This is a genomic window from Ornithinibacillus bavariensis, assembly GCF_050433565.1.
Taxonomy (GTDB): domain Bacteria; phylum Bacillota; class Bacilli; order Bacillales; family Amphibacillaceae; genus Ornithinibacillus; species Ornithinibacillus bavariensis.
Window position 1 is genome coordinate 67,777 of the sequence record NZ_JBNPWZ010000011.1, and the last position, 24,340, is coordinate 92,116.

The 24,340-nt window shown below is 37.7% G+C and carries 22 protein-coding genes and 1 tRNA gene; 22 read left to right on the forward strand and 1 reads right to left on the reverse strand.

Features of this window, described 5'->3' with window-relative positions; translation table 11 throughout:
* Window positions 1-140: 140 nt before the first annotated feature.
* The 14 genes from glmU to HNR27_RS15490 all read left to right on the forward strand — a co-directional run bounded on the left by glmU (window position 141) and on the right by HNR27_RS15490 (window position 14,038).
* Window positions 141-1,526 carry a bifunctional UDP-N-acetylglucosamine diphosphorylase/glucosamine-1-phosphate N-acetyltransferase GlmU gene (gene glmU, locus HNR27_RS15425; RefSeq protein ID WP_429340413.1) on the forward strand — a complete coding sequence of 462 codons (1,386 nt, stop codon included), beginning with the start codon at window positions 141-143 and terminating at the stop codon, window positions 1,524-1,526.
* 14 nt (window positions 1,527-1,540) lie between these two features.
* Entirely contained in the window at window positions 1,541-2,491 is a 951-nt protein-coding gene (locus HNR27_RS15430; protein WP_280530758.1) for a ribose-phosphate diphosphokinase, read from the forward strand.
* Window positions 2,492-2,571: 80 nt separating this feature from the next.
* Window positions 2,572-3,243 carry a 50S ribosomal protein L25/general stress protein Ctc gene (locus HNR27_RS15435; RefSeq protein WP_429340414.1) on the forward strand — a complete coding sequence of 224 codons (672 nt, stop codon included), beginning with the start codon at window positions 2,572-2,574 and terminating at the stop codon, window positions 3,241-3,243.
* 197 nt (window positions 3,244-3,440) lie between these two features.
* A complete protein-coding gene (pth, locus tag HNR27_RS15440) occupies window positions 3,441-4,007 on the forward strand; it encodes an aminoacyl-tRNA hydrolase (protein WP_429340415.1) in 567 nt (188 codons plus the stop codon).
* 85 nt (window positions 4,008-4,092) lie between these two features.
* A complete protein-coding gene (fin, locus tag HNR27_RS15445) occupies window positions 4,093-4,323 on the forward strand; it encodes an anti-sigma-F factor Fin (protein WP_429340416.1) in 231 nt (76 codons plus the stop codon).
* Window positions 4,324-4,523: 200 nt separating this feature from the next.
* On the forward strand, window positions 4,524-8,042 hold the full coding sequence (mfd, locus tag HNR27_RS15450) for a transcription-repair coupling factor (RefSeq protein ID WP_429340417.1): 3,519 nt from the start codon (window positions 4,524-4,526) through the stop codon (window positions 8,040-8,042).
* Between the two features lie 211 nt (window positions 8,043-8,253).
* On the forward strand, window positions 8,254-8,787 hold the full coding sequence (gene spoVT / locus HNR27_RS15455; RefSeq protein ID WP_212921621.1) for a stage V sporulation protein T: 534 nt from the start codon (window positions 8,254-8,256) through the stop codon (window positions 8,785-8,787).
* 109 nt (window positions 8,788-8,896) lie between these two features.
* Window positions 8,897-10,450 carry a putative polysaccharide biosynthesis protein gene (locus tag HNR27_RS15460; RefSeq protein WP_429340418.1) on the forward strand — a complete coding sequence of 518 codons (1,554 nt, stop codon included), beginning with the start codon at window positions 8,897-8,899 and terminating at the stop codon, window positions 10,448-10,450.
* Between the two features lie 2 nt (window positions 10,451-10,452).
* Window positions 10,453-11,901 carry a bifunctional methyltransferase/pyrophosphohydrolase YabN gene (gene yabN / locus HNR27_RS15465; RefSeq protein ID WP_429340419.1) on the forward strand — a complete coding sequence of 483 codons (1,449 nt, stop codon included), beginning with the start codon at window positions 10,453-10,455 and terminating at the stop codon, window positions 11,899-11,901.
* 7 nt (window positions 11,902-11,908) lie between these two features.
* Window positions 11,909-12,169, forward strand: a complete 261-nt coding sequence (locus HNR27_RS15470; protein WP_212921837.1) for an RNA-binding S4 domain-containing protein — start codon at window positions 11,909-11,911, stop codon at window positions 12,167-12,169.
* Window positions 12,170-12,226: 57 nt separating this feature from the next.
* Complete coding sequence (yabP, locus tag HNR27_RS15475) at window positions 12,227-12,529, forward strand: sporulation protein YabP (protein WP_212921618.1); 303 nt, start codon at window positions 12,227-12,229, stop codon at window positions 12,527-12,529.
* Window positions 12,526-13,125: a spore cortex biosynthesis protein YabQ gene (gene yabQ, locus HNR27_RS15480; protein WP_429340420.1), complete on the forward strand. Its 600-nt coding sequence runs from the start codon at window positions 12,526-12,528 to the stop codon at window positions 13,123-13,125. The genes yabP and yabQ overlap by 4 nt, the downstream gene beginning before the upstream one ends.
* Before the next feature lie 4 nt (window positions 13,126-13,129).
* Entirely contained in the window at window positions 13,130-13,507 is a 378-nt protein-coding gene (locus HNR27_RS15485) for an FtsB family cell division protein (protein ID WP_212921616.1), read from the forward strand.
* 150 nt (window positions 13,508-13,657) lie between these two features.
* Window positions 13,658-14,038: a S1 domain-containing RNA-binding protein gene (locus tag HNR27_RS15490; protein WP_212921615.1), complete on the forward strand. Its 381-nt coding sequence runs from the start codon at window positions 13,658-13,660 to the stop codon at window positions 14,036-14,038.
* Window positions 14,039-14,190: 152 nt separating this feature from the next.
* Here the strand turns inward: HNR27_RS15490 and HNR27_RS15495 are convergent.
* A tRNA-Met gene (locus tag HNR27_RS15495) sits at window positions 14,191-14,264 on the reverse strand.
* A gap of 151 nt (window positions 14,265-14,415) precedes the next feature.
* Between HNR27_RS15495 and HNR27_RS15500 the strand changes: the two genes are divergently transcribed.
* From HNR27_RS15500 to hslO, 8 genes are all read left to right on the forward strand, one after another.
* Window positions 14,416-14,874, forward strand: coding sequence for a DinB family protein (locus tag HNR27_RS15500; RefSeq protein ID WP_429340421.1), 459 nt, complete (start codon window positions 14,416-14,418; stop codon window positions 14,872-14,874).
* 271 nt (window positions 14,875-15,145) lie between these two features.
* Window positions 15,146-17,383 (forward strand): stage II sporulation protein E, encoded by a 2,238-nt coding sequence (spoIIE, locus tag HNR27_RS15505; RefSeq protein ID WP_429340422.1) that lies wholly within the window; start codon window positions 15,146-15,148, stop codon window positions 17,381-17,383.
* Between the two features lie 136 nt (window positions 17,384-17,519).
* Complete coding sequence (locus HNR27_RS15510; protein ID WP_212921612.1) at window positions 17,520-18,254, forward strand: VWA domain-containing protein; 735 nt, start codon at window positions 17,520-17,522, stop codon at window positions 18,252-18,254.
* Window positions 18,226-19,164 carry a protein kinase domain-containing protein gene (locus tag HNR27_RS15515; RefSeq protein ID WP_429340423.1) on the forward strand — a complete coding sequence of 313 codons (939 nt, stop codon included), beginning with the start codon at window positions 18,226-18,228 and terminating at the stop codon, window positions 19,162-19,164. The genes HNR27_RS15510 and HNR27_RS15515 overlap by 29 nt, the downstream gene beginning before the upstream one ends.
* Window positions 19,165-19,222: 58 nt before the next feature.
* Window positions 19,223-20,620: a tRNA lysidine(34) synthetase TilS gene (gene tilS, locus HNR27_RS15520; protein ID WP_429340424.1), complete on the forward strand. Its 1,398-nt coding sequence runs from the start codon at window positions 19,223-19,225 to the stop codon at window positions 20,618-20,620.
* A gap of 10 nt (window positions 20,621-20,630) precedes the next feature.
* Entirely contained in the window at window positions 20,631-21,179 is a 549-nt protein-coding gene (gene hpt / locus HNR27_RS15525; RefSeq protein ID WP_212921610.1) for a hypoxanthine phosphoribosyltransferase, read from the forward strand.
* Between the two features lie 121 nt (window positions 21,180-21,300).
* Window positions 21,301-23,289: an ATP-dependent zinc metalloprotease FtsH gene (gene ftsH, locus HNR27_RS15530; RefSeq protein ID WP_212921609.1), complete on the forward strand. Its 1,989-nt coding sequence runs from the start codon at window positions 21,301-21,303 to the stop codon at window positions 23,287-23,289.
* 170 nt (window positions 23,290-23,459) lie between these two features.
* Entirely contained in the window at window positions 23,460-24,326 is an 867-nt protein-coding gene (hslO, locus tag HNR27_RS15535; protein WP_429340425.1) for an Hsp33 family molecular chaperone HslO, read from the forward strand.
* Window positions 24,327-24,340 lie beyond the last annotated feature (14 nt).

The following is a 24,340-nucleotide window of genomic DNA, read 5'->3' on the forward strand; positions in this document are numbered from 1 at the left end:
TGACTTATTTACATATATTAAATAAGCATTTCTCCTATTGCTTTCGGTTGAAATCATCAGTTTTTTGAGATATAGTCAAAATGGAAATGGAAAGCATATAATGCAATTACTCACTAATTAAGGTATTGGAGGATTTCCTCGTGACAAAGAGATATGCTATCATCCTTGCCGCTGGACAAGGAACAAGAATGAAATCAAAGCTCTATAAAGTACTGCATCCTGTTTTAGGAAAACCAATGGTTCAGCATGTATTGGAACATGTTAAAGCTGTAGGACTAGAGGAGATTGTAACTGTAGTAGGCTATGGCTCTGATAAAGTAAAAGAGCAGCTTGGTGAGACGTCCGAGTATGTGCTTCAAGAAGAACAGCTTGGAACTGGACATGCAGTGATGCAGGCTGAGGAATTATTACAAGATAAAAAAGGTACTACCATCGTAGTATGTGGGGATACACCACTCATTTCTGAAGAAACCTTTCAAAAGCTTGTAGAATTTCACGAAAAAGAAGGATCCAAGGCTACCATATTAACTGCTAAGGCTGAAAAACCGTATGGTTACGGAAGAGTTATTCGAAATGCTAATCAAGAGGTAGAGCGGATTGTCGAACAAAAAGATGCGAGTCCGGAAGAGCTCTTAGTAGATGAGATTAATACAGGCACTTATTGCTTTGATAATGAAGTATTATTTGAGGCATTAAGAAGTGTCACAAATGAAAATGCTCAAGGTGAATATTATTTAACAGATGTTATTGAAATACTGAAAAAGAAATCGGAAAAGGTTATGGCATTTTTATGCCCAGATTTCGATGAGACATTAGGTGTCAATGATCGATTAGCACTAGCGCAAGCAGAAAAGCTTATGAAGCGTCGTATCAATGAAATGCATATGCGTAATGGTGTTACCATTATCGATCCAGATAATACCTATATTGAGACTGATGTTGTAATTGAATCAGATGTTGTCATTTACCCTGGAACGATGATTTCTGGTCCCTCTATTATTCGTGAAAATGCAATAATTGGTCCTAACAGTGAAATCGTTAATTGTGAGGTTGGTAAGGATACCGTTATTAAACAAAGTGTGGCCACAGATAGTAAAATCGGTGAGCGCGTGAAAATTGGACCTTTCGCTCATATTCGCCCAGATGCAGTGATAGCTGATGAGGTGAAGATCGGTAACTTTGTAGAAATTAAAAAATCCGAACTTGGTGTTGGTAGTAAGGTTTCTCACCTAAGCTATATCGGAGATGCGCATGTTGGAAGCAATGTGAACATCGGATGTGGTACAATAACAGTGAACTATGATGGTAAAAACAAACACTTAACTACCATTGAAGATGATGCATTTATTGGCTGTAATTCAAATTTAATTGCTCCTGTAACAATTGGAAAAGGATCATATGTTGCTGCAGGTTCTACAATTACCAAGGATGTACCAGCAGATGCATTGTCTGTAGCACGTGCAAGACAGGCGAATAAGGAAGGCTATGCTACAAGAATAAAGAACAGACTTAAGGATAAAAATTAACGGAGGGTAAGTTCATGTCTCAATACCAGAATTCAAACATGAAGGTTTTTTCACTAAATTCGAACCTAAAATTAGCCGAGGAAATTGCCGACCATATAGGGATTTCACTTGGGAAGTGTACGGTAACGACATTTAGTGATGGGGAAGTACAGATTAACATTGAAGAAAGTGTACGTGGCTGTGATGTATATGTTGTACAATCAACAAGTTCACCCGTAAACCAGCATCTTATGGAGTTATTAATTATGCTAGATGCCCTAAAACGTGCATCAGCTAAAACCATTAATGTTGTCATGCCATATTATGGGTATGCGAGACAGGACCGAAAAGCACGTGCTAGGGAACCAATTACAGCGAAATTAGTAGCTGATTTAATTGAAACCGCTGGTGCTGACCGAGTAATAACATTAGATTTACATGCTCCGCAAATTCAAGGATTTTTCGATCGTCCTATTGATCACTTACAGGGAGTTCCTCTATTATCAGATTACTTTGAGGCAAAAAATTTCGATGATATTATCATTGTTTCTCCAGATCACGGTGGTGTAACACGAGCAAGAAAAATGGCTGATCGATTGAAGGCGCCTATTGGTATTATTGATAAGAGAAGACCACGTCCAAATGTGGCAGAGGTTATGAATATTATTGGGAATGTAGAAGGAAAAACAGCCATCCTAATTGATGATATTATTGATACTGCTGGAACGATTACCTTAGCAGCTAATGCGTTAGTTGAAAACGGTGCGAAAGAGGTATACGCTTGTTGTACACACCCTGTTCTATCAGGACCAGCAATTGAACGTATTGAAAACTCCAATATTAAGGAATTGGTCATTACAAATTCTATCCCATTGCCTAAGGATAAGATGATTGATAAAATCACACAGCTATCTGTTGCAGCACTAATTGGTGAAGCAATCATTCGAGTACATGAACAACAATCCGTTAGTATTTTATTTGATTAATGTTTAATGAAGTTCGATTAGGGTAAACATACTATAGATGCAAAGGTTGAATTAGATAAAAATTTCATACGAGAAAGTTTGTGACAGTGGATGACTCTAGTTTTACTAATTTGAAAGGGATGATTATGATGTCAGTAACCTTAAAAGCAATGAAACGAGAAGATCATGCAAAGTCGGCAACTAAAAAGCTCAGAAAAAGTGGACAAGTCCCAAGTGTCGTCTACGGAAAAGAAAAGGAATCTAAATCAATAGCAGTTGATGGTATGGAACTTATGAAAACTGTACGAGATGAAGGTAAAAATGCCATTATCTCATTGAACATTGAGGGAGAAGCTCCTGTCAATGTTATGCTACACGAATATCAGACTGATAAACTTAAGGGTCAGGTAATACATGCGGATTTCTTTGTTTTGAACATGGAACAAGAAATGGATACTGCTGTCCCGGTGCGACTAATTGGGGAGCCTGAGAATGGTGTTGTTCAACAGCCACTATTTGAGGTACAGGTTCGTGCTAAACCAACAGATATTCCAAGCGAAATTACCATTGATATCTCAACACATAGCATTGGAGATATTGTCTCTGTAGCAGAAATTCCAAAGTCAGCAGCATATCAAGTATTAGAGGATGAAGATACGGTTATTGCAAGTATCCTTGCACCTAATACAAATGCTGATATGGAAGGTACAGAGGAAACGAGTGCAGAGCCTGAATTTACTGGTGAAGCACAGACAGATGCAAATGCAGACTAACAGATGACATAATAATGTAAAGCATAAATAAGAGAACCCTCCATATATATCTCTTTATATGGAGGGATTATTGTATTTTCAAAGAATGTGAATGAAATCCAAGGTTGCTAGCCCTATGTTTCACGGATTAGCAAATTATTGGTTATATAATAGGGTGCTTTTGATACACATCATATTTTGAAAAAGGAAGATTTAGGATGAAATGTATTGTTGGATTAGGAAATCCAGGAGTAAAATACGAGTCTACTAGACATAATATAGGCTTTATGGTGATTGATGAACTAGTAACGCGGAATAATTCTCAGCTAAATAAAGATAAATTTAAAGGTAAGTATGCTATCGAAACTATTAACGGTGAGAAGATTTTATTGTTAAAACCACAAACCTATATGAATCTCTCCGGCGAATCACTTCGACCACTTATGGATTACTTTAATATCGATTTAGAAGATGTTCTTATAATCTATGACGATTTAGATTTACCTCCAGGAAAAATACGATTACGTCAAAAGGGTGGTCATGGGGGACATAATGGAATTCGTTCCATTATTGATCACCTTGGCACAAAGGACTTTAAGCGAATTCGTATCGGAATAGGTCGTCCAACTAATTCCCAACCAGTTGTTGATTATGTTCTTGGTACTTTTCCGGGCGATCAGCAATCAATGGTACAGGAAAGTGTTGAAAAGGCAGCTGATGCCTGTGTCAGATGGTTAGAGACGCCATTTGAGGAAGTAATGAATGAATTTAACAGTAAGGAATAGAATTTCAGTAATCATCGTATAAATTGTTCTTTTTCGGATAAACCTAATAACTAATCGTTTATGTTTATCCGAGGAGGTTTTTGAAATGTCAATTGTCTATACGTGTAGACATTGCGGGCATGTAATCGGTGAAATTAATGAGACAATGGTTGATACCAATGTTCTTGGTTGGAATAAGCTAACAAATGAGGAAAAAAAAGAAATGATTCACTATAATTCAAATGGGGATGTTCACATTCAAGCGATTTGCGAAAATTGCGAGGAGTCATTAGGACATCATCCGGAATATCATGAATTAGATTATTTTATACAGTAATGAGATAGAAGTAAAAAGCTTTGGTTGCTTAAACCAAGGCATTTTTGCGCTTATTATAATAGTTTTAAAGAGCATGCTAATCAGTTTAGTAGACATCTTTAGTTAGAGGAGTAGCAGCATATGAAAAGGTTTGTGTTAGCCTTCGATACATCAAACAATATGTTTTGTTGCTTAGGGAAGGTAACAATGGGGGTATTAAAGTGAAAGATTTGAATGAATATTTACAATCCATGAAAGATATACAATCCATTATTACAGGTGTTGATGGTGGATTAAAGGAGCAAATGGTGGCAGGCCTTTCAGGCTCCGCTAGAAGTATGCTTGTTTCTGCAATAGAGGCAAGCACAAAGCGGCCAATTTTGTTAGTCACCTATCAGTTAGTACAGGCACAGCAATTATATGACGATTTAAGCGTTTTTTTAGAGGAAGATCACGTTCATTTATATCCGGTAAATGAGTTAATAGCTTCTGAAATAGCAATATCAAGTCCAGAGCTAAGAAGCCAGCGAATAGAAGCATTAACAAAATGGTCTATGAGCAATTCAGGAATATTAATTGCGCCGGTTGCAGCATTGAAAAGAATCTTACCCCCAAAGCGTTATTGGAGTAAATACCAATTAACCTTCACGGAAGGTGAAGAAATAGACATTAACAGCTATTTAGGCTCTTTAATTGATATGGGTTATGAACATGCATCTATGGTTACTGCTCCTGGAGAGTTCAGTCGACGAGGTGGTATTATTGATATTTATCCAGTAACAGAGGCATACCCAATCCGAATTGAGCTATTCGATGATGAAGTAGACTCTATTCGTTATTTTGATGCCGATACACAGCGTTCTTTAGAACGGCTACAAGAGGTAAGTGTTGGTCCTGCGACAGAACTATTATTAACCAATGAGGATATTGGTAGAGGAGCAGATCGTTTAGAAGAGGCATTTTCTAAAACGTTAAAGAAATTAAAGACAAACGAAGCAAAGGAAACCTTAGTAGAATCCATTGAGGCTGATATAAGTCGATTAAGAAATTTAGAACATTACCCAGAAATGCAAAAATATGTAGGCTTTTTCTATGAAAACCCTGCTAGTTTATTAGATTATTTACCTTCTGGGGGCTTAATCATTTTTGATGAAATGAGTAGGATTCATGAGACTGCTACCAATTTAGACCATGAGGAGGCTGAATGGTACAGTAGTCTATTGGAAGCAAATAAGATGGTTATTGGTAGTGAGTTCTCTTATGACTGGCATTCCGTATGGGGTAAGATTACTACCCCACGAATCTATATGTCGGTATTTTTGCGACATATTCCAAATACGAGCCCACAAAATATCATTAATCTTTCTTCACGAGCGATGCAGGAATTTCATGGTCAAATGCATTTGTTCAAAAATGAACTTAAACGATGGGAAAAGGGCGACTACTCCGTTGTCATTGCTGCTCCAAATGAAAAAAGGGCGGAGAAGATTCACTCGATATTAGCAGACTACGACATTGATGCAGCGGTATCGAATACCTTAAAGCTTCCAGTCGATATTCCTACGATTGTCGTAGCAAACATGAGTAGCGGAATTGAATTACCGATGCATAAGCTTGCGATTATTACCGAAAATGAATTATTTAAGAAGAAATCCAAGCGACCACGAAAAAAACAAAATATCTCCAATGCTGAACGAATACAGAACTACCAGGAATTAAAGGTTGGCGATTATGTCGTTCATGTTAATCATGGTATTGGTAGGTATTTAGGTATTGAAACTTTAGAAGTGAATGATAAGCATAAGGATTATATGCTGATAAAATATTCTGGTGATGATAAGCTTTTCGTTCCGATCGATCAGTTAGACTTAGTTAAAAAATATGTTGGCTCTGAAGGAAAGGAACCAAAGCTATATAAACTAGGTGGCAGTGATTGGAAAAAGGTAAAACGAAAGGTGCAAAGCTCTGTCGAGGATATCGCGGATGATCTAATTAAGCTGTATGCAGAAAGAGAATCGAGGAAGGGCTTTGCTTTTTCTCGGGATGGTGAAATGCAACGGGAGTTTGATGCAGCATTTGCGTATCAAGAAACAGAGGATCAGCTCCGGTGTATTGAGGAAATTAAGCAGGATATGGAAAAGGAAAGGCCAATGGACCGCTTATTATGTGGTGATGTAGGATATGGAAAGACAGAAGTAGCTATTCGTGCGGCATTTAAAGCAGTAGCTGATGGAAAGCAGGTAGCTATATTGGTACCAACCACTATTCTTGCTCAACAGCATTATGAAACAGTACGAGAAAGATTTCAGGATTATCCTGTAAGTATTGGGTTATTAAGTAGATTTAGAACTCCAAAACAGCAGAAGGAAACCATTGATGGCTTAAAGCGTGGTTTAGTGGATATTGTCATTGGAACACACCGAATTTTATCCAAGGATGTAGAATATCATGACCTTGGACTTTTAATCGTCGATGAAGAACAACGATTTGGTGTAAAACATAAAGAAAAAATTAAACAGATGAAAACAAATATCGATGTATTAACATTAACCGCTACTCCTATTCCACGTACGCTTCATATGTCTATGCTAGGTGTTCGTGATCTCTCTGTGATTGAAACACCACCGGAGAATCGTTTCCCAATTCAAACCTATGTTCTGGAATATAATCCAGTATTAGTTCGAGAAGCGATTGAACGAGAAATGGCACGAGGTGGACAGGTGTTTTTCTTATATAATCGTGTGGAAAGTATTGATAAGATGGCAAGGGATATTGGCATGCTTGTGCCAGAGGCTCGTGTAACATTTGCGCATGGGCAAATGAATGAATCAGAGCTCGAGAATGTCATGTTCGGTTTTTTGGAAGGAGAATTTGATGTTCTTGTTAGTACAACTATCATTGAAACGGGTGTAGATATTCCAAATGTAAACACGCTAATTATCTATGATGCAGATCGTATGGGCCTTAGTCAGCTTTATCAGCTTCGTGGTCGTGTTGGTCGTTCTAACCGTGTTGCCTATGCATACTTTACGTATAAAAAAGATAAGGTGCTTTCTGAGGTAGCAGAAAAAAGGCTACAAGCAATTAAGGAATTTACCGAGCTTGGATCAGGGTTCAAAATTGCTATGCGTGATCTCTCTATTCGTGGCGCAGGAAACCTACTTGGTGCACAGCAGCATGGGTTTATCGATTCCGTTGGTTTCGATATGTATAACGAGATGCTTAGGGAAGCGATTGAGGCAAGAAAGCAAGGAAAAGATAGGGAAGAAATTAAGCCATTTGAGCCTGAGCTAACCCTTTCCATGGATGCTTATATTCCAGAAGCATATATTGCCGATGAAAAACAAAAGATTGATATGTATAAGCAATTTCATTCCATTACCTCTAAACAGGATATCCATGATCTGCAGGATGAATTACTGGATCGTTTCGGAGACTTCCCAATAGAGGTTGAAAATTTGTTTATCGTGTCAGAATTAAGATGGTTATCAAAAAAGGAACGAATCGAATCTATTTTAGAAAAGAATGGGAAAATAGAGTTATTGCTTTCAGAGGATAGGAGCCAGTTAATTGATGGAGCGAAGATTTTTGAATTAGCAAATGAATATGGTAGAGATATCGCTCTTGGAACCGAGCAAAATAAATTAAAGATAGTTTATCGCTTCTCAAGAGATACAAAGTACAAGCGCTATGCTGTGCTGAAGGACTTTATCGGCAAAATGGATAAAATTAACCGGTAAAAACAAGAAATGGTATTTCATGTATAGTTCTTCCAAGATGATTTATACTACTAAAACACAACTCATGTTGGTACAAAAACAGTACATTACGTTGTGTATCGTACTTAGGAATGGATGCATAGTATCCGGGGCTAATCAAAAAATAGAACATAAAGGGCTAAGCTTCTAAATTTGGCACCAACAATCATCATAAGAAAGCGAGGCTTCATACATGAAGGCAACAGGAATTGTACGACGGATCGATGATTTAGGTAGAGTAGTCATCCCGAAAGAGATCAGAAGAACTTTACGAATCCGTGAAGGTGACCCATTGGAAATTTTTATTGATCGAGAAGGGGAGGTCATCTTAAAAAAATACTCACCTATCAATGAATTAGGAAATTTTGCAACAGAATATGCACAGGCGCTATTTGACACCCTGCATCATCCGGTTTTTATATGTGATCGCGATGAAATCATCGCAGTAGCAGGTGAATCGAAAAAAGACTATTTAAACAAAAGCATTGGGTCTAACATTGAAAAGGCCATAGAATCTAGACAACAAAAGCTAGAGCCAGGGGCAACAACATTAGAGCTGCTACCAGGTAGAGAGGAAGAAGTAAAATCGTATTGTATTAGTACTATCATTGCAAATGGAGATCCGATTGGTTGTTTAGTGATGCTATCAAAGGATGAGAAGCTCAGTGAAGTAGAGCAAAAGGCATTAGAAACGGCTGCTAGCTTTTTAGCAAAACAAATGGAATAACAAGTGAGGGCAAAAATTAGTGTTTCTAACTGATTTTTGCCCTTTTTAGTGATAGTAGCTATGCTATAATAAGATGTAATTTTACCGTTATGACTAAAGGGCGTTTTGTATGGAAACGAATAAATTTGTAGCTGGAGCATTGTTGCTTTCTGTTGCGGGGTTAATTAGTAAAATTTTAAGTGCGGGGTATCGGATCCCTTTACAGAATTTAACCGGAGATATTGGCTTTTACATCTATCAGCAGGTATATCCTATTATTGGTATTGCGATGGCACTTGCTCTTTATGGGTTTCCGACAGCAATTTCGAAACTTGCTGCTGAAAAAGATCGTATTTCATTTAAATATTTTATGCTACCTATCCTATTCATTCTATTTTTGATTTGTGGAACATTTTCATTTCTTTTATTTGTAAACGCAGATGCAATCGCAACAAAAATCGGTGATAAACAACTTGTATTTGCCTATCAATTAGCTAGTATGGTCTTTTTAATCGTACCGTTTACTGCTTTATTAAGAGGGATTTTTCAAGGGAAGTCATTCATGAAACCAACTGCTTATTCGCAAATTGGTGAACAGGTTGTTCGGGTATTCGTTATTATTATGGTAGCGGTGATGGTTTCCTATGGTGGATGGGATCTATATCGATTAGGACCTGCAGCAGGAATCGCATCTATTGGAGGTTCCATTTTTGCTTTATGCATTTTGATATACTTCTACATAAAAGATAGACCAAGTTCCTTTGTTACATATACTATCCCATGGAAGGAATATGGGAGAACGATTATTGTATTCGGTTTAATTGCATCGTTAAATCATATGATATTGCTTATTTTACAGTTTGCTGATGCATTTACAATGGTTCCTAGCCTTATCGAGTATGGATTAAGCCCAACTGAAGCTATGGAGGCAAAAGGTGTTTTTGACCGTGGACAACCACTCATCCAAATTGGGGCAGTTTTAGGCTCCTCCTTTGGTTTAGCATTAGTTCCAGCAATCTCTAGAAAAGGAACTATCAACAAGCATAGGGAAACAAGTGCCCAAATCAGTGGCGCCCTTAAAATTAGCTTTATTTTAGCTGCAGGGGCATCTATTGGACTAATCATGCTATTTCCCAAGGTGAATAGTTTATTGTTTCAGGATAATCAAGGAACCTTAAGTCTATCAATATTAATGGTGGCAGTAGTATTAAGTGCTCTTGTGATTACTGCTAGTTCAGTACTACAAGGACTAGACAACGAGATATGGGTAGCACTCTTTATATTAAGTGCCTTTCTTATCAAGTGGCTATTTAATATTTTTTTGGTACCACATTATGGAATTATCGGGAGTGCAATCGCCACTGTACTAAGCTTATTGTTTTTAATCGTTGCTCTTGTATTCCGATTAAAGCGAATCATGGGTGGGGAAAAATTAATACAAATGAAATGGATTGGTTTTGTCCTTGCTATCTCTGGTATGGTAATCGTTGTATGGTTAGCAGAGTTATTAATAGGTACATATGACTTATCACGTTTCGGTCTGCTTATTTATATTTTGATCGTTTCAACCGTTGGCGCGATAACCTATTTATCGTTGTTGGTTCGTTTTAACGTATTTTTAGATAGTGAATTAAGTTTATTGCCATTTGGTTCAAGGCTGATACGACATCATAGGAGGATGTAATCATGAAGGAGAGAATTGAAGTAGTTGGTTTGGGTGCTGGTGATTTGGAGCAGTTACCCTTAGGCATTTATAAGCGGCTAACAACAAACAACACACCAGTATATGCTCGTACACTAGATCATCCAGTTATTCAATCACTGGAAGAAGAGGGTGTGGTATTTACACCTTTTGATGAAATTTATGAAAGAAATAAATCCTTTGATGCAGTTTACGAAGAAATTGTTCGACTACTATTAGAAAAGGCAAAGGAACAGCCGATTATATATGCAGTACCTGGTCACCCAATGCTTGCTGAGAAAACGGTACAGCTATTATTAGAGCAGGATGACGTAGAGGTACACATCCGTGGTGGACAGAGCTATTTAGATGCGCTGTTTACCGCTTTAAAAATTGATCCAATTGAGGGTCTTCAATTTGTAGATGGAACTGGGTTTAAGCGTAATGATTTAAACTATCATCAGCATATTGTCTTCTGTCAGGTATATGATCGATTTATTGCTTCAGAGGTAAAGCTGCAATTATTAGAGGATTTACCGCCTGATTATCCAGTTACAATCCTTGATGCTGCTGGTAGTAAGGAAGAAAAAGTGCTAACGATACCATTAGAGGAATTAGATCGTTCGCTAGAAGTAAGTAATCTAACAAGTGTCTATATTCCTCCGGTACCAGATCAGCTACTACATCATACCTTTAATCGGTTACGGGAAGTAATTGCTACGCTAAGGGGACCAGATGGCTGCCCATGGGACAAGGAACAAACGCATGAATCCTTAAAACAATATGCGATTGAAGAGGTTTATGAATTAATTGATGCAATAAATGCTGAGGATGATGAGGGAATAGTGGAGGAGCTTGGGGATGTACTTCTGCAAGTTATGCTCCATAGCCAAATCGGTGAGGATGAAGGTTACTTTTCTATTGATGATGTGATTAAGTCTATTACGGATAAAATGATTTTCCGCCACCCACATGTTTTTTCCAATGTAAAGGTTGACTCATCGCAGGAAGTTACCGTAAATTGGGAGGAACTAAAGCACAAGGAGAAGGCTGTAAAAAGAAAATCGATAGTAGAAGGAATACCAAGGAGTCTACCATCCCTATTAAAGGCTTATAAATTGCAGCATATTGCTGCAAAGGTAGGGTTTGAATGGGAGGATGCTCGTGGTATATGGGAGAAGCTTGAAGAAGAAATCGACGAGGTAAAAAGTGCTATAGCAGCTGACAATGAACAAGAGATAAAGAAGGAACTTGGTGACGTTTTATTTGTATTAGCGAATTTAACACGATATTATCAAATAAATCCGGAAGAGGCACTTTCTCTTACAAATGAGAAATTTACCCGCAGGTTCTCCTATATTGAAGAGAAGCTAAAGGAAAAAGGAAAGGATATTATGCATTCCAATCTGGAGGAAATGGATTACTATTGGAATGAAGCAAAGGAAAGAGAGTGAGAAAAATATGCGTTTAGATAAATTTTTAAAGGTTTCCCGTTTAATTAAAAGACGTACCCTGGCAAAAGAAGTTGCTGACCAAGGAAGGATATCCATTAATGGTTCTCAGGCGAAGGCATCCTCAACTGTAGCTGTAGGTGATAAATTGGAAATAAGGTTTGGACAAAAGCTAGTGACAGTAGAGGTGACTTCGTTAAAAGAAACGGTTCGAAAAGAAGAGGCAGAGATGCTTTACAAAATCATAAATGAGGAAAAAATCGAGCAGTAACTAGTTCTATACTTGTCCCTCCTTTCATAAATTATTAGTGATAAGGAGGAAGCGGATATGAACTATTATGATAAAGAAAATAGCACGCGAGTGGAGCAAAAGGACCATCATTTAAAACTGAATAATAGAAGACTATTAGAAATTACTGGTGTTAAGGAAGTGGATAGCTTTGATAACGAGGAATTTCTGCTTGAGACCGTTATGGGCTATCTAATTATTCGTGGGCAAAATCTCCAGCTTAAGAACTTAGATGTTGGTGAAGGTGTTGTTTCCATCAAAGGGAAGGTGTATGAGGTATCCTATGTAGATGAACATCATCAGGAGAAAGCTAAAGGATTCTTTAGCAAGCTATTCCGATGACACTCAGTGTCCAATTCATTACGATGATCTCCATGATAACTGGAGGCATTTATTTAGGGATGGCATTAGATACCTTCCGTCGGTTTCAAAGGCATTGGAAACATAATGTTTTTTTTCTTTATTTTATGGAAATCAGCTTTTGGCTCACCCAGACGTTTATACTATATTACACGTTATATAGTGTGAATGCTGGGGAGCTGAGAGTCTATGTTTTTGTTGCTTGTTTATTAGGGTTTGCAACCTACCAAGCACTACTTTCCAATCTGTATAAACGTATATTAGAGCGAATCATATCCATCATGTTACGAATCTATCAATTCTTTACTAAGCTCCTACAATGGACGGTTGTTGCCCCTATTAAGTATATATTCCGGCTTTTATTTGCTAGTGTTATCCTCCTCTTTAACACGATACTTATAGTCATAGGATTCACTTTAAAAATCCTCTTTTTACCGATAAAATGGATCGCAATGTTGGTATATCGCCTTCTACCAAAAAAAATCAAATTATTTTTGCACCATTTAGCAGGATTTTGTAGTAAAATACAGAATATATGTAAGAGGTGCTTAACGTATATAACATCGAAGTGGAGGTGACGCTATGCAAAAGAAGAAAACAGTTACTAGAATCAATTCAACTTATCATGATCAATATGATGCGTACATATTAAGGCAGAAGCGAAAAAAGCAACGGCTGATTCGTCGCCTCGTCTTATTTACCATCGTTATTGCAATGATCACGTTTGGCATGGCGATTTATCATTTTCAACAACGATCCCTTTACACTGAGAAAAAAGAAGAATATCAGAACCTTCAAGAAGAATTGGCGAGCATGAAAAAGGATGAAGAGAATTATAAAGAAGAAATACAATTGTTAAATGATGATGCATATATTCTGGAAATTGCCCGGACAAAATATTTCTTATCCAGAAAGGGCGAACTTATTTTTAAAACACCGGAGGATGACACGTCTTATTGACACACTTTTAATTGCTTCGCTATAATATATTAGTAAAGAGTTTTTACTTAAAGTATAAAACAGAACAATTCTTTAGGTAAAATTGTATAAAGGCATTCGTGAAAAGCGGATTCCTATTCTTCAAAAAATTTAAGGAGGAGCATTTTTTTTATGTCAATCGAAGTAGGCAGCAAGCTGCAAGGAAAGGTAACCGGTATCACTAATTTTGGCGCTTTTGTTGAGCTTGGTGAAGGTACAACAGGACTTGTTCATATTAGTGAGGTTGCTGACAATTATGTCAAAGACATTAATGAACACCTTTCCGTAGGAGATCAAGTAGAGGTTAAAGTAATTAATGTCGAAAAGGACGGCAAAATTGGTTTATCCATAAAGAAGGCAAAAGAAAAACCAGTACGTCAGAATTCTAGAGAAAGAACAGAGTCTTTCGAATCAAAGATGAATCGTTTCTTAAAGGATTCTGAGGACCGATTAGCCTCTTTGAAAAAGCACACTGAATCTAGACGTGGAGGTCGAGGTGCAAGAAGAGGATAGCAGTAGCTGTTTACCTTATAATGCTCTAAATTATTTATAATAGAAAAGTCTAGTAAAGCAGCTACTTAATATAATGGTAGCTGTTATATTTTAGTCGTAATGTTATAAATCAAAAAACCTGTTATCTACAATAGATAACAGGTTTTTTTAGATAGCGGCGGAGGGGATCGAACCCACGACCTCACGGGTATGAACCGTACGCTCTCGCCAGCTGAGCTACGCCGCCATATAATAAGTTTGTTAGTGAAGATAGACATGCTATCCGTTCAGCCAACAAGAAACATATTACATTATCAAATCATTTGTGTCAATATTTTTTCATGAAGAGGATATTTTCTGACTATGTCGAATTTATTGGGATAAGGGAGAGTGAAGCTATGAAAAAGCGACATGAGGTATTGTTTACACAACTAGGCACATATCGGGAAGAAACCTTGAGACTTGTTGAAGGTGTGAGCGAGGAGGAAGCGGAAATTATTCCTGAGGGGTTTCATAACAATATACGATGGAACCTAGGGCATATCTACTTGGATCAATATCTTTGGATTGAGTCATTCGTACAAGAGATATCCGATAACACGATAAAATTAAACGAGTGGTTTGGGTTTGGTACAAGCCCTACTAATTTTACAGAAGAAACGCCAAATTTATCTGAGTTAAAGGAACTATTACAAGGCCAACCAGAGCAGATAAAAGAGAAGTACGGACACCGCTTAGAAGAGGAATTTCCCCCAACGGAAATGGGGATGTATACCATTGAACAGGTATTGATGAGAACGGTATTCCATGAAGGATTACATATTGGTGCAATCCAATACTTAAAACGCTTTATATAGTTATTTCTTAGGCACCCATCGTCATTTGGGTGCCTTTATATTTAACCTGGAAGACCACCGTGACAAAAGTAAGCAGGTTTATTGAAGAATATGTAGAATTGCCCCCTTCATCCTAGATTTGAGTCGAACGATTTATGAGATTAGCTCTCTTGTTTTGACAAAAAAAAATAACTGTTTGTGTTTTACTGTAATGAAAGAGTATTCCGATACCTTCCAATCGGCTAGCAATTTATAGGAGACGAATATAAATAAATTCCTGAGGAGTGGTTTAATGGAATCAGTTTCAAGAGCACAAACAAAAGCAATCGGGGTAGAAGCTACATTTTTTGAAAATCTCCGGGTCAAACTATACCATCTTGGAAAAAAGGTATTACTCGATCATGGTTGGTTATATGTCTTAGTTGGCTTTTTACTCGGACGAGCTATTATATTATCGGTTGTATCTCCATTTGCTGTCGCATTTTTAGCTACGCTGTGGTTTATGCAAAAGGAAAGGGTAGCAAAAACAATGCTTGCAACGATGATTGGTGCTTTTACCATCTCATTATCGCATGGGTTGTTTGTTGGTATTGCAATGTTTCTCTTTCTGATTTTGGCTTCGATATGTAAAGGGATGAAAAATCAACAAGTAAAAATGCCGATTATTGTTTTCCTTTCTACCGCATGTCCAAGAATATGTCTTTACTCCTTTTATGGAGAGCTTACCTCCTACGAATGGATGCTGCTATTCGTAGAAGGAATACTAGGTACGGTTCTAGTATTAATTTTTATGCAAAGTGCTCCATTATTATCACAAAAACGTTATCGACCTGCATTAAAAAACGAAGAAATTGTTTGCATGATTATCTTAATCGCGTCTATTTTAACGGGAACTGTTGGCTGGGAGGTATATGGTGCACAGATAGAGCAAGTTTTATCCCGCTATTTTGTATTATTGTTTGCCTTTGTCGGTGGTGCTGCAATTGGTTCTACAGTTGGAGTAGTTGCTGGTTTAATCTTATCATTAGCGAATGTTGCTAATCTTTATCAAATGAGTTTACTAGCTTTCTCTGGTCTACTAGGTGGTTTATTAAAGGATGGGAAGAAGGTTGGTGTAGGTGCTGGTTTATTAGTTGGAACATTTTTAGTAGGGATATACGGTGATTCGAATTCCTTATTACCATCATTAATAGAATCGTCATTTTCCATACTACTATTTTTACTTACACCAGCTAGCTGGATTAAGCAATTATCGCGTTACATACCTGGTACAGAAGAGCACACGAATGAGCAAGAACAATATTTACAAAAGGTCCGTAATGTAACAGCCAAACGAGTGGAGCAATTTTCGCAAGTGTTTAAAGCATTATCAAATAGTTTTTCAACTGCAGAGCATTATTCGATAGAGGATGCAGAATCACAGCGCGAGACAGATTATTTTTTAAGCAATGTTACTGAGAAGACCTGTCAAAGCTGCTTTATGAAGGAGCGTTGCTGGCAACAGCAGTTTGATTATACATACAATCTAATGGGAGAGCTTAAGGGAGATATTGAAACAGGTCATGATCCTTCTAGAAAGTTAGTACGAGAGTTTGAAAATCATTGTATTAAATCTCGTAAAGTAATGGATACCATGAAGGAGGAGATTTCTTATTTTGAAGCAAATCGCAAACTTCGACGACAGGTATCCGAAAGTAAGAAGCTTGTGGCTGAACAGCTCCAAGGAGTATCTGATGTAATGGAGGATTTTGCAAAGGAGATATTAAAGGAAAGGGAGCAACATGAAAACCAAGAAATACAAATTATTCATGCCTTAAAGTCTATCGGGATTGAGCTAGAAAAACTAGATATATATAGGTTAGATAAAGGTAATGTTGATATCGAAATGACTGCTTCTTTTTATGACTATCATGGGGAAGGAGGTAAGCTGATAGCCCCCGTATTATCTGATATCTTAAATGAAACCATTGTCGTGAAGCAGGAGGATATTTCTCCATTTCCGAATGGCTACTCATTTCTAGCATTTGGTTCAGCTAAAGAGTTCACAGTGGAGACTGGGGTTTCTCACGCTGCAAAAGGTGGTGGAGTGATTTCCGGTGATAGCTATACTATGATGGAGCTTGGTGCAGGTAAATATGCGATGGCGATTAGTGACGGAATGGGTAATGGTATTCGAGCCAGTGAAGAAAGTACAGAAACCTTAAGGCTTTTACAACAAATACTTCAGACGGGTATACCAGAGAAGGTGGCAATTAAATCTATTAATTCGATTTTAGCACTACGAACCACGGATGAGATGTTTGCAACGCTAGATTTAGCCGTTATTAATTTGCATAATGCATTTGTTCGATTTTTGAAGATTGGGTCAACACCGAGCTTTGTAAAGCGTGGAGATCAGTTAATTAAGATAGAAGCAAGTAATTTACCAATGGGAATAATTCGCGAATTTGATGTAGATATAGTGAATGAACAATTACAATCAGAGGATATACTGATTATGATGAGTGACGGTATTAGTTGCAAAGGTTAAGAAGAATATTCCAGAATGGGCAACTTTCCCAATCTATCAAACAAAGGCACTATAACTAATAGATTCCTCATAAACTATGTATACTTCCGTGCGTTTTTGTCGATGATGGTAATGGAATAACATGGAGGTGTTCATATTGAAGAAGGGGACTTTAAAACAAATTCTATTAATCACTGATGGATGTTCCAACAAGGGTGAGGATCCACAAGCAACAGCTGCGTTAGCATATCAGCAAGGTATTACAGTTAATGTCATTGGCATTTTAGAGGATGATCAAACAGAGGAACCAGAAGGACTACAAGAGGTTGAAGAAATCGCCTTAGCTGGTGGCGGTGTAAGTCAATTAGTATATAAACAAGCCCTCTCTCAAACGGTTCAAATGGTTACAAAACAAGGGATGACACAAACACTTCAAGGATTTGTGAATACAGAGCTAAAGCAAATTCTAGGTGAAGAACACACAATGGAAGATTTAGATCCAGAAAAGCGTGGAGAAATTATGGAGGTTGTTGAAGACCTTGGCGAAACCTGTGATTTAGAAGTATTAGTGTTAATTGATACTAGTGCAAGTATGCATGATAAACTACCAACTGTGAAGGAAGCACTATTTGACTTATCGATAAGTTTAAACTCACGTGTCGGTAGAAATCGCTTCTCCATTTATAATTTTCCTGGTAAGCGAAAGGATATTGATAAGGTACTAGACTGGTCACCTAAGCTTGATTCGATTTCATCCGTTTTTCCAAAGCTTACAAGTGGTGGAATAACCCCGACCGGCCCAGCAATTCGAGAAGCAATGTATCAATTCGGAAAAAAGAATTTGCTAAGGAGCTTCCGACATAATGATGAACAAGACATCGAAAACGCATGAATCACTTTTAAGGCCAGGAGTTACGATATTAGGTAAATGGCATCAAAACCGCTATGTTATCATTCGCCAACTAGGAAAAGGTGCAATTGGATCCGTTTATTTATGTGATGCGAATGGAAAGAAGGCAGCATTAAAAATAAGTGATAAAGGTGCATCCATGACCATGGAAGTAAACGTATTAAAATCACTAGCTAAGGTCCAAGGAAAAAGTCTTGGACCTTCTTTATTGGATGTCGATGATTGGGTGACACCTCAGGGTACTACTTTTTCATTTTATGTAATGGAATATATACGTGGGACTTCCCTTCAGGCGTTTATAAAGCAGAATGGGAGGGAATGGATTGGTGTCTTTCTACTTCAGTTGTTGAGTGATTTAGAGGAACTTCATGAAGCTGGCTGGGTATTTGGTGATTTAAAGGAAGAAAACTTATTAGTATCATCTTCCCCTACGAAGGTGAGATGGATTGATGTAGGCGGAACTACACTGATTGGTCGAGCAATTAAGGAATATACGGAGTTTTATGATCGAGGATACTGGGGGCTTGGCACAAGAAAGGCAGAGCCAAGCTATGACCTCTTTGCTTTAACAATGGTATTCCTAAGTATCTTTTATCCAAATAAATTTACAAAAGGAAAAAACCCACAGGTAACCTTATTAAGGAGACTTCAGAATGTTCGTGCACTTGAACCATATCGTGATTGTTTAAAAAAAGCTATTTTGGGAAAGTATTTAACGAGTACAGAGATGAAGCAAGAGATATCTATGGCTATTCACCAGGAGCAACAAAAACATATAAAAGCAAATACCACAAGAACAAACAAGCAACAACATAAACCTTTAGCACTCGAAGTAGTCGGTTTTTTATTAGTTGCTTTAGGCTATTATCTATCCTCCTTGTTAATTCCTTAATAGATAAAACTATCTATGATAAAATGAAGGAATATCAAGGAATGAGAAGGTGTATTAGGTGAAAGAAGAAGTTTTGTCATTTATGGCTAAACATCAATTAATAATGCCTCATGCTACTATATTAATAGCTGTCTCAGGTGGGCCTGATTCGATGGCGCTTTTACATTTTTTAAAAACAATACAACAAGCATATGATTTACGCTTAGTTGCTCTTTCTGTTGACCATCAATTAAGGGGAGAGGAAAGTAAACAGGACTTGGCGTATGTAGAGGAAAAGTGCCGAGAATGGGAGATAGAATTTGTTGGTACATCGGTAAATGTCAAGGAATATAAGCATAAGGAACATATTGGAACACAACTTGCAGCACGAAAGCTACGGTACCAGTTTTTCGAAGAGCAAATGAGTCGTTTAAAAGCTGATTATCTGGCATTTGGTCACCATGGTGATGATCAGGTAGAAACGATGCTAATGCGGTTAGTGCGTACAGCCGAATCCAGTTCATTTTCTGGTATTCCTGTGAAGCGGAATTTTGCAGGGGGGTATATTATTCGCCCGTTTTTATGTGTAACAAAAATTCAATTAGAGAAATATTGTCAAGAGAACGGCATAATCCCTAGAATCGATCCTTCTAATGAAGGAACAGATTATACACGCAACTTCTTCCGTAAAAATGTAATACCATTATTAAAAAATAAAAATGAAAGTGTTCATCGTACGATCCAGAATTTAAGTGAGACACTACAAGCGGACGAAGATTTTTTGCAGATGGAAGCTCAAATGCTGGTGGAAGAGGTAGTGCAATTTGAAGAGAATCCTAAAAAGGTTATGCTTTCCATTGAGGACTTTTCAGCACGTGCATCTGCTTTACAAAGACGTGCCTTTCATCTAATATTAAACTATCTATATGATGACTTGCCAAAGGATTTATCCTATGTTCATGAGGATCATTTCTTTTCACTAATAAGAAATGATAAAAGTAACGCTCAGATTGATTTTCCCCGTCATTTAAAGGTAGAAAAAACATATAATAAACTTATCTTTTCCTTCAGGCAAGATGAGATTGCGTCCGAATTTGAGTCGGTTATTACTATCCCTGGGGAAACGCAGTTACCAAACGGAGCAAAAATAATAGCTTCTTTTAAAAGCGAAATCCCTTTTCAGGATGAAAATACATATGTTTGCTTAAAAGACAAGGTGGAGTTACCGCTTCAAGTCCGAACTCGTCGTGACGGAGATAGAATGAGCTGGAAGGGGCTAAATGGTAGTAAGAAGATTAAAGATATTTTTATTGACGAAAAGATACCTTTGTATGAGCGGAATAGGTGGCCCATTATAACGGATAATAAAGGCGAAATAGTTTGGCTTGTCGGATTGAAGAAAAAAGATGCAACGGCCATTCCTAATAAAGACCGTTCCTTATATATACATTTAAAATATGAACAAGGCAAATTCTAGGAGGATTATTGTGCATAACGACATTAAAGAGATTTTAATTACAGAAGAGGAAATAGCTGCGAAATGTAAAGAAATCGGTCAACAATTGACAAAGGAATATGAAGGTCGTTTTCCGCTGGCAATTGGTGTATTAAAAGGTGCACTACCATTTATGTCTGATGTGTTACGTGAGATAGAGACCTATTTGGAAATGGATTTTATGGACGTATCTAGCTATGGTGGTACGAATATGAAGTCTTCTGGTGAAGTGAAGATTTTAAAGGATCTAAACACAAAAGTTGAAGGCCGGGATTTACTAATTATTGAAGACATCATCGACAGTGGCTTAACATTAAGCTATTTAGTGGACTTATTTAAGTATCGTAAAGCAAATTCCGTCAAGATAGTAACACTACTTGATAAGCCAACTGGCAGAACAGCTAATATAAAGGCAGATATTGTTGGTTTTGAGGTGCCAGATGAGTTTGTAGTCGGATATGGATTAGATTATGATGAGAAGTATCGTAACTTGCCATATATCGGTGTCCTAAAACCGGAAGTTTATGGTGGAGAAGAATAAACGATAGAAGTCGTTTAAATTGCTAAAAATGTAACATAACAGATAGAGCAATTAGTTGTAAAATTTAAATTTTATATGATACTATTGTTAATAGTTTTTCCCGTCTGGGAGGAGGTAGGCAATGAATCGAGTATTTCGAAGTGCTTTTTTCTACTTAATGATATTTCTCGTTATTATATTTGTAATTAGTCTCATAAGTGGTCAGCATGAACAAGCAGAGGAAATTGACGTTAATCAGTTTATGCAATCACTTGAAAAAGGCGAAATTAAAGAAATGACCATGCAGCCGGTAAATGGCATCATGCGTATTACAGGTAAGCTTGAAAAGGATAAACAATTTATCGCACAAGTACCTGATAATGATGACATTATTGCTGATATAACGCTTAAGGCTAGAGAGCAAAAGGTCCTAAATAATACGAAGCAAATGGATCAACCGAGCATTTGGGTAACCTTACTTACGACAATGATTCCATTTTTAATTATTGGGCTATTATTCTTCTTTTTACTTAGTCAAGCACAAGGTGGCGGTGGCGGCCGTGTAATGAACTTCGGTAAAAGTAAGGCTAAAATGTATAGTGAAGAAAAGAAGAAGGTCCGTTTTACGGATGTAGCAGGTGCTGATGAAGAGAAGCAAGAGCTAGTGGAAGTGGTTGAGTTCTTAAAGGACCCAAGAAAATTCTCTGCTATTGGTGCAAGAATACCGAAAGGGGTCTTGCTAGTCGGACCTCCAGGAACCGGTAAAACCTTATTAGCACGAGCAGTTGCTGGAGAGGCAGGAGTTCCATTCTTCTCTATTAGTGGTTCTGACTTTGTGGAAATGTTTGTTGGTGTCGGTGCTTCACGTGTTCGTGACTTATTCGAGAACGCCAAGAAGAATGCGCCATGTATCATCTTTATTGATGAGATCGATGCAGTAGGTCGTCAGCGTGGTGCTGGTTTAGGTGGTGGCCATGATGAGCGTGAGCAAACACTAAACCAATTATTAGTTGAAATGGATGGATTCGGAGCAAATGAAGGGATTATCATTATCGCTGCGACAAACAGACCAGATATTTTAGATCCTGCGTTACTTCGTCCAGGCCGTTTTGATAGACAAATTACGGTTGACCGTCCTGATGTAAAGGGACGTCAGGAAGTATTAAAGGTACACGCAAAAAATAAACCGTTGAATGCTTCTATCGATTTAAAAACGATTGCTATGCGTACACCAGGTTTCTCTGGTGCCGATTTAGAAAACCTTCTAAACGAAGCTGCACTAGTTGCTGCCCGTCAAGATAAGAAGGAAATAGATATGACAGATGTGGATGAAGCAATTGATCGTGTAATTGCTGGTCCAGCTAAGAAGAATCGAGTGATTTCTGAGAAGGAACGTAATATTGTGGCATATCACGAGAGCGGTCATACCATTATTGGAATGGTCCTTGATGATGCTGATATTGTTCATAAGGTTACTATTGTCCCTCGTGGTCAAGCAGGCGGGTATGCGGTTATGCTTCCGAAAGAAGACCGTTACTTTATGACGAAGCCAGAGTTGTTTGATAAAATCACTGGTTTACTAGGTGGTCGTGTTGCAGAGGAAATTACCTTTGGTGAAGTAAGTACTGGAGCATCAAACGACTTCCAACGCGCTACAAACATTGCTCGTAAAATGATTACTGAATATGGTATGAGTGATAAACTAGGTCCATTACAATACAGTAGCGGTGGCGGAGAAGTCTTCTTAGGAAGAGACATTAATAATGAGCAAAACTATAGTGATGCAATCGCTCATGAAATCGATCAAGAAATGAAGAACTTTATTGATTATTGCTACAATCGAGCGAAGACAATTCTAACAGAAAACCGTGACAAGTTAGAGTTAATTGCACAGACCTTACTAAAGGTAGAAACACTAGATGCAAGACAAATTAGATCATTATTTGACCATGGTGTTCTTCCAGATCCAGAGGATGAATTAGACGAGGAAAATGAAGTTAAAGTAAATATTCATTCCAAAAGGGATGAAGATACAGTTGATTCTTACGGGGAAGCGAAGCAAAAGGCAGACGAAAAGCTTCGCATTGAAGTGGAAGAATCAAAGCGAGAAGACGATACAAAAAACGAATAACTTAAAAAGCAGCCGAACTAGGCTGCTTTTCTAATTTAATGAATAAACCAGTTTTGCAATTTCCATTACGGTTTTTATTTTGGTATAGTATTAAAGACTAAAAAAGATTACTATTTCTAATCAAAAGCGGTTGATAAACTGGATATTACGTGACAAAGGAGATATATGACATGTCAGATTATTTAATAAAGGCTACGACGTTTAATGGGATGGTTCGTGCATATGCAATTCGTTCAACAAATACTGTTGAAGAGGCAAGAAGACGCCAGGATACATGGGCAACTGCCTCAGCTGCTATGGGACGCACGATAACGATAGCTGCGATGATGGGTGCGATGTTAAAGGGTGATGATTCAATAACTGTGAAGGTGGAAGGCGGCGGACCCATTGGGGCAATCGTAGCTGATGCCAATGCAAGAGGAGAAGTAAGAGGGTATGTTACAAATCCCCATGTTGATTTTGATCTAAATGCAAAAGGAAAGCTAGATGTAAGTAGAGCCGTGGGAACTACTGGTAGCTTAAGTGTAGTGAAGGATTTAGGCTTAAGGGATTTCTTCACGGGACAGGTTCCGATTGTATCAGGTGAAATAAGTGAAGACTTCACCTACTACTTTGCCACTTCTGAACAGGTTCCTTCAGCGGTAGGTGCTGGGGTTTTGGTAAATCCAGACCAAACAATTCTAGCAAGTGGCGGGTTTATTGTTCAGGTAATGCCTGGAGCGGATGATGCTGTAATTGATAAACTTGAAAAAAGAATACAATCCTTCCCACCAATCTCATCCCTTGTTCAGGAAGGAAAAACACCAGAAGAGATATTAGAGCAGCTTTTTGCAGGGGAGTCCCTGAAGATTCATGAGAAAATGCCTGTCATGTTTAAATGTAAATGTTCAAAAGAGCGTCTAGAAAACGCCATTCTAGGCTTAGGTAAAGAAGAAATTGAGAAAATGATTGAAGAGGATCATGGTGCTGAAGCATCTTGTCATTTTTGTAATGAAACATATACATTCACGGAAGATGAACTACGTGCTTTATTATAAGCGTAAAAAGGAAA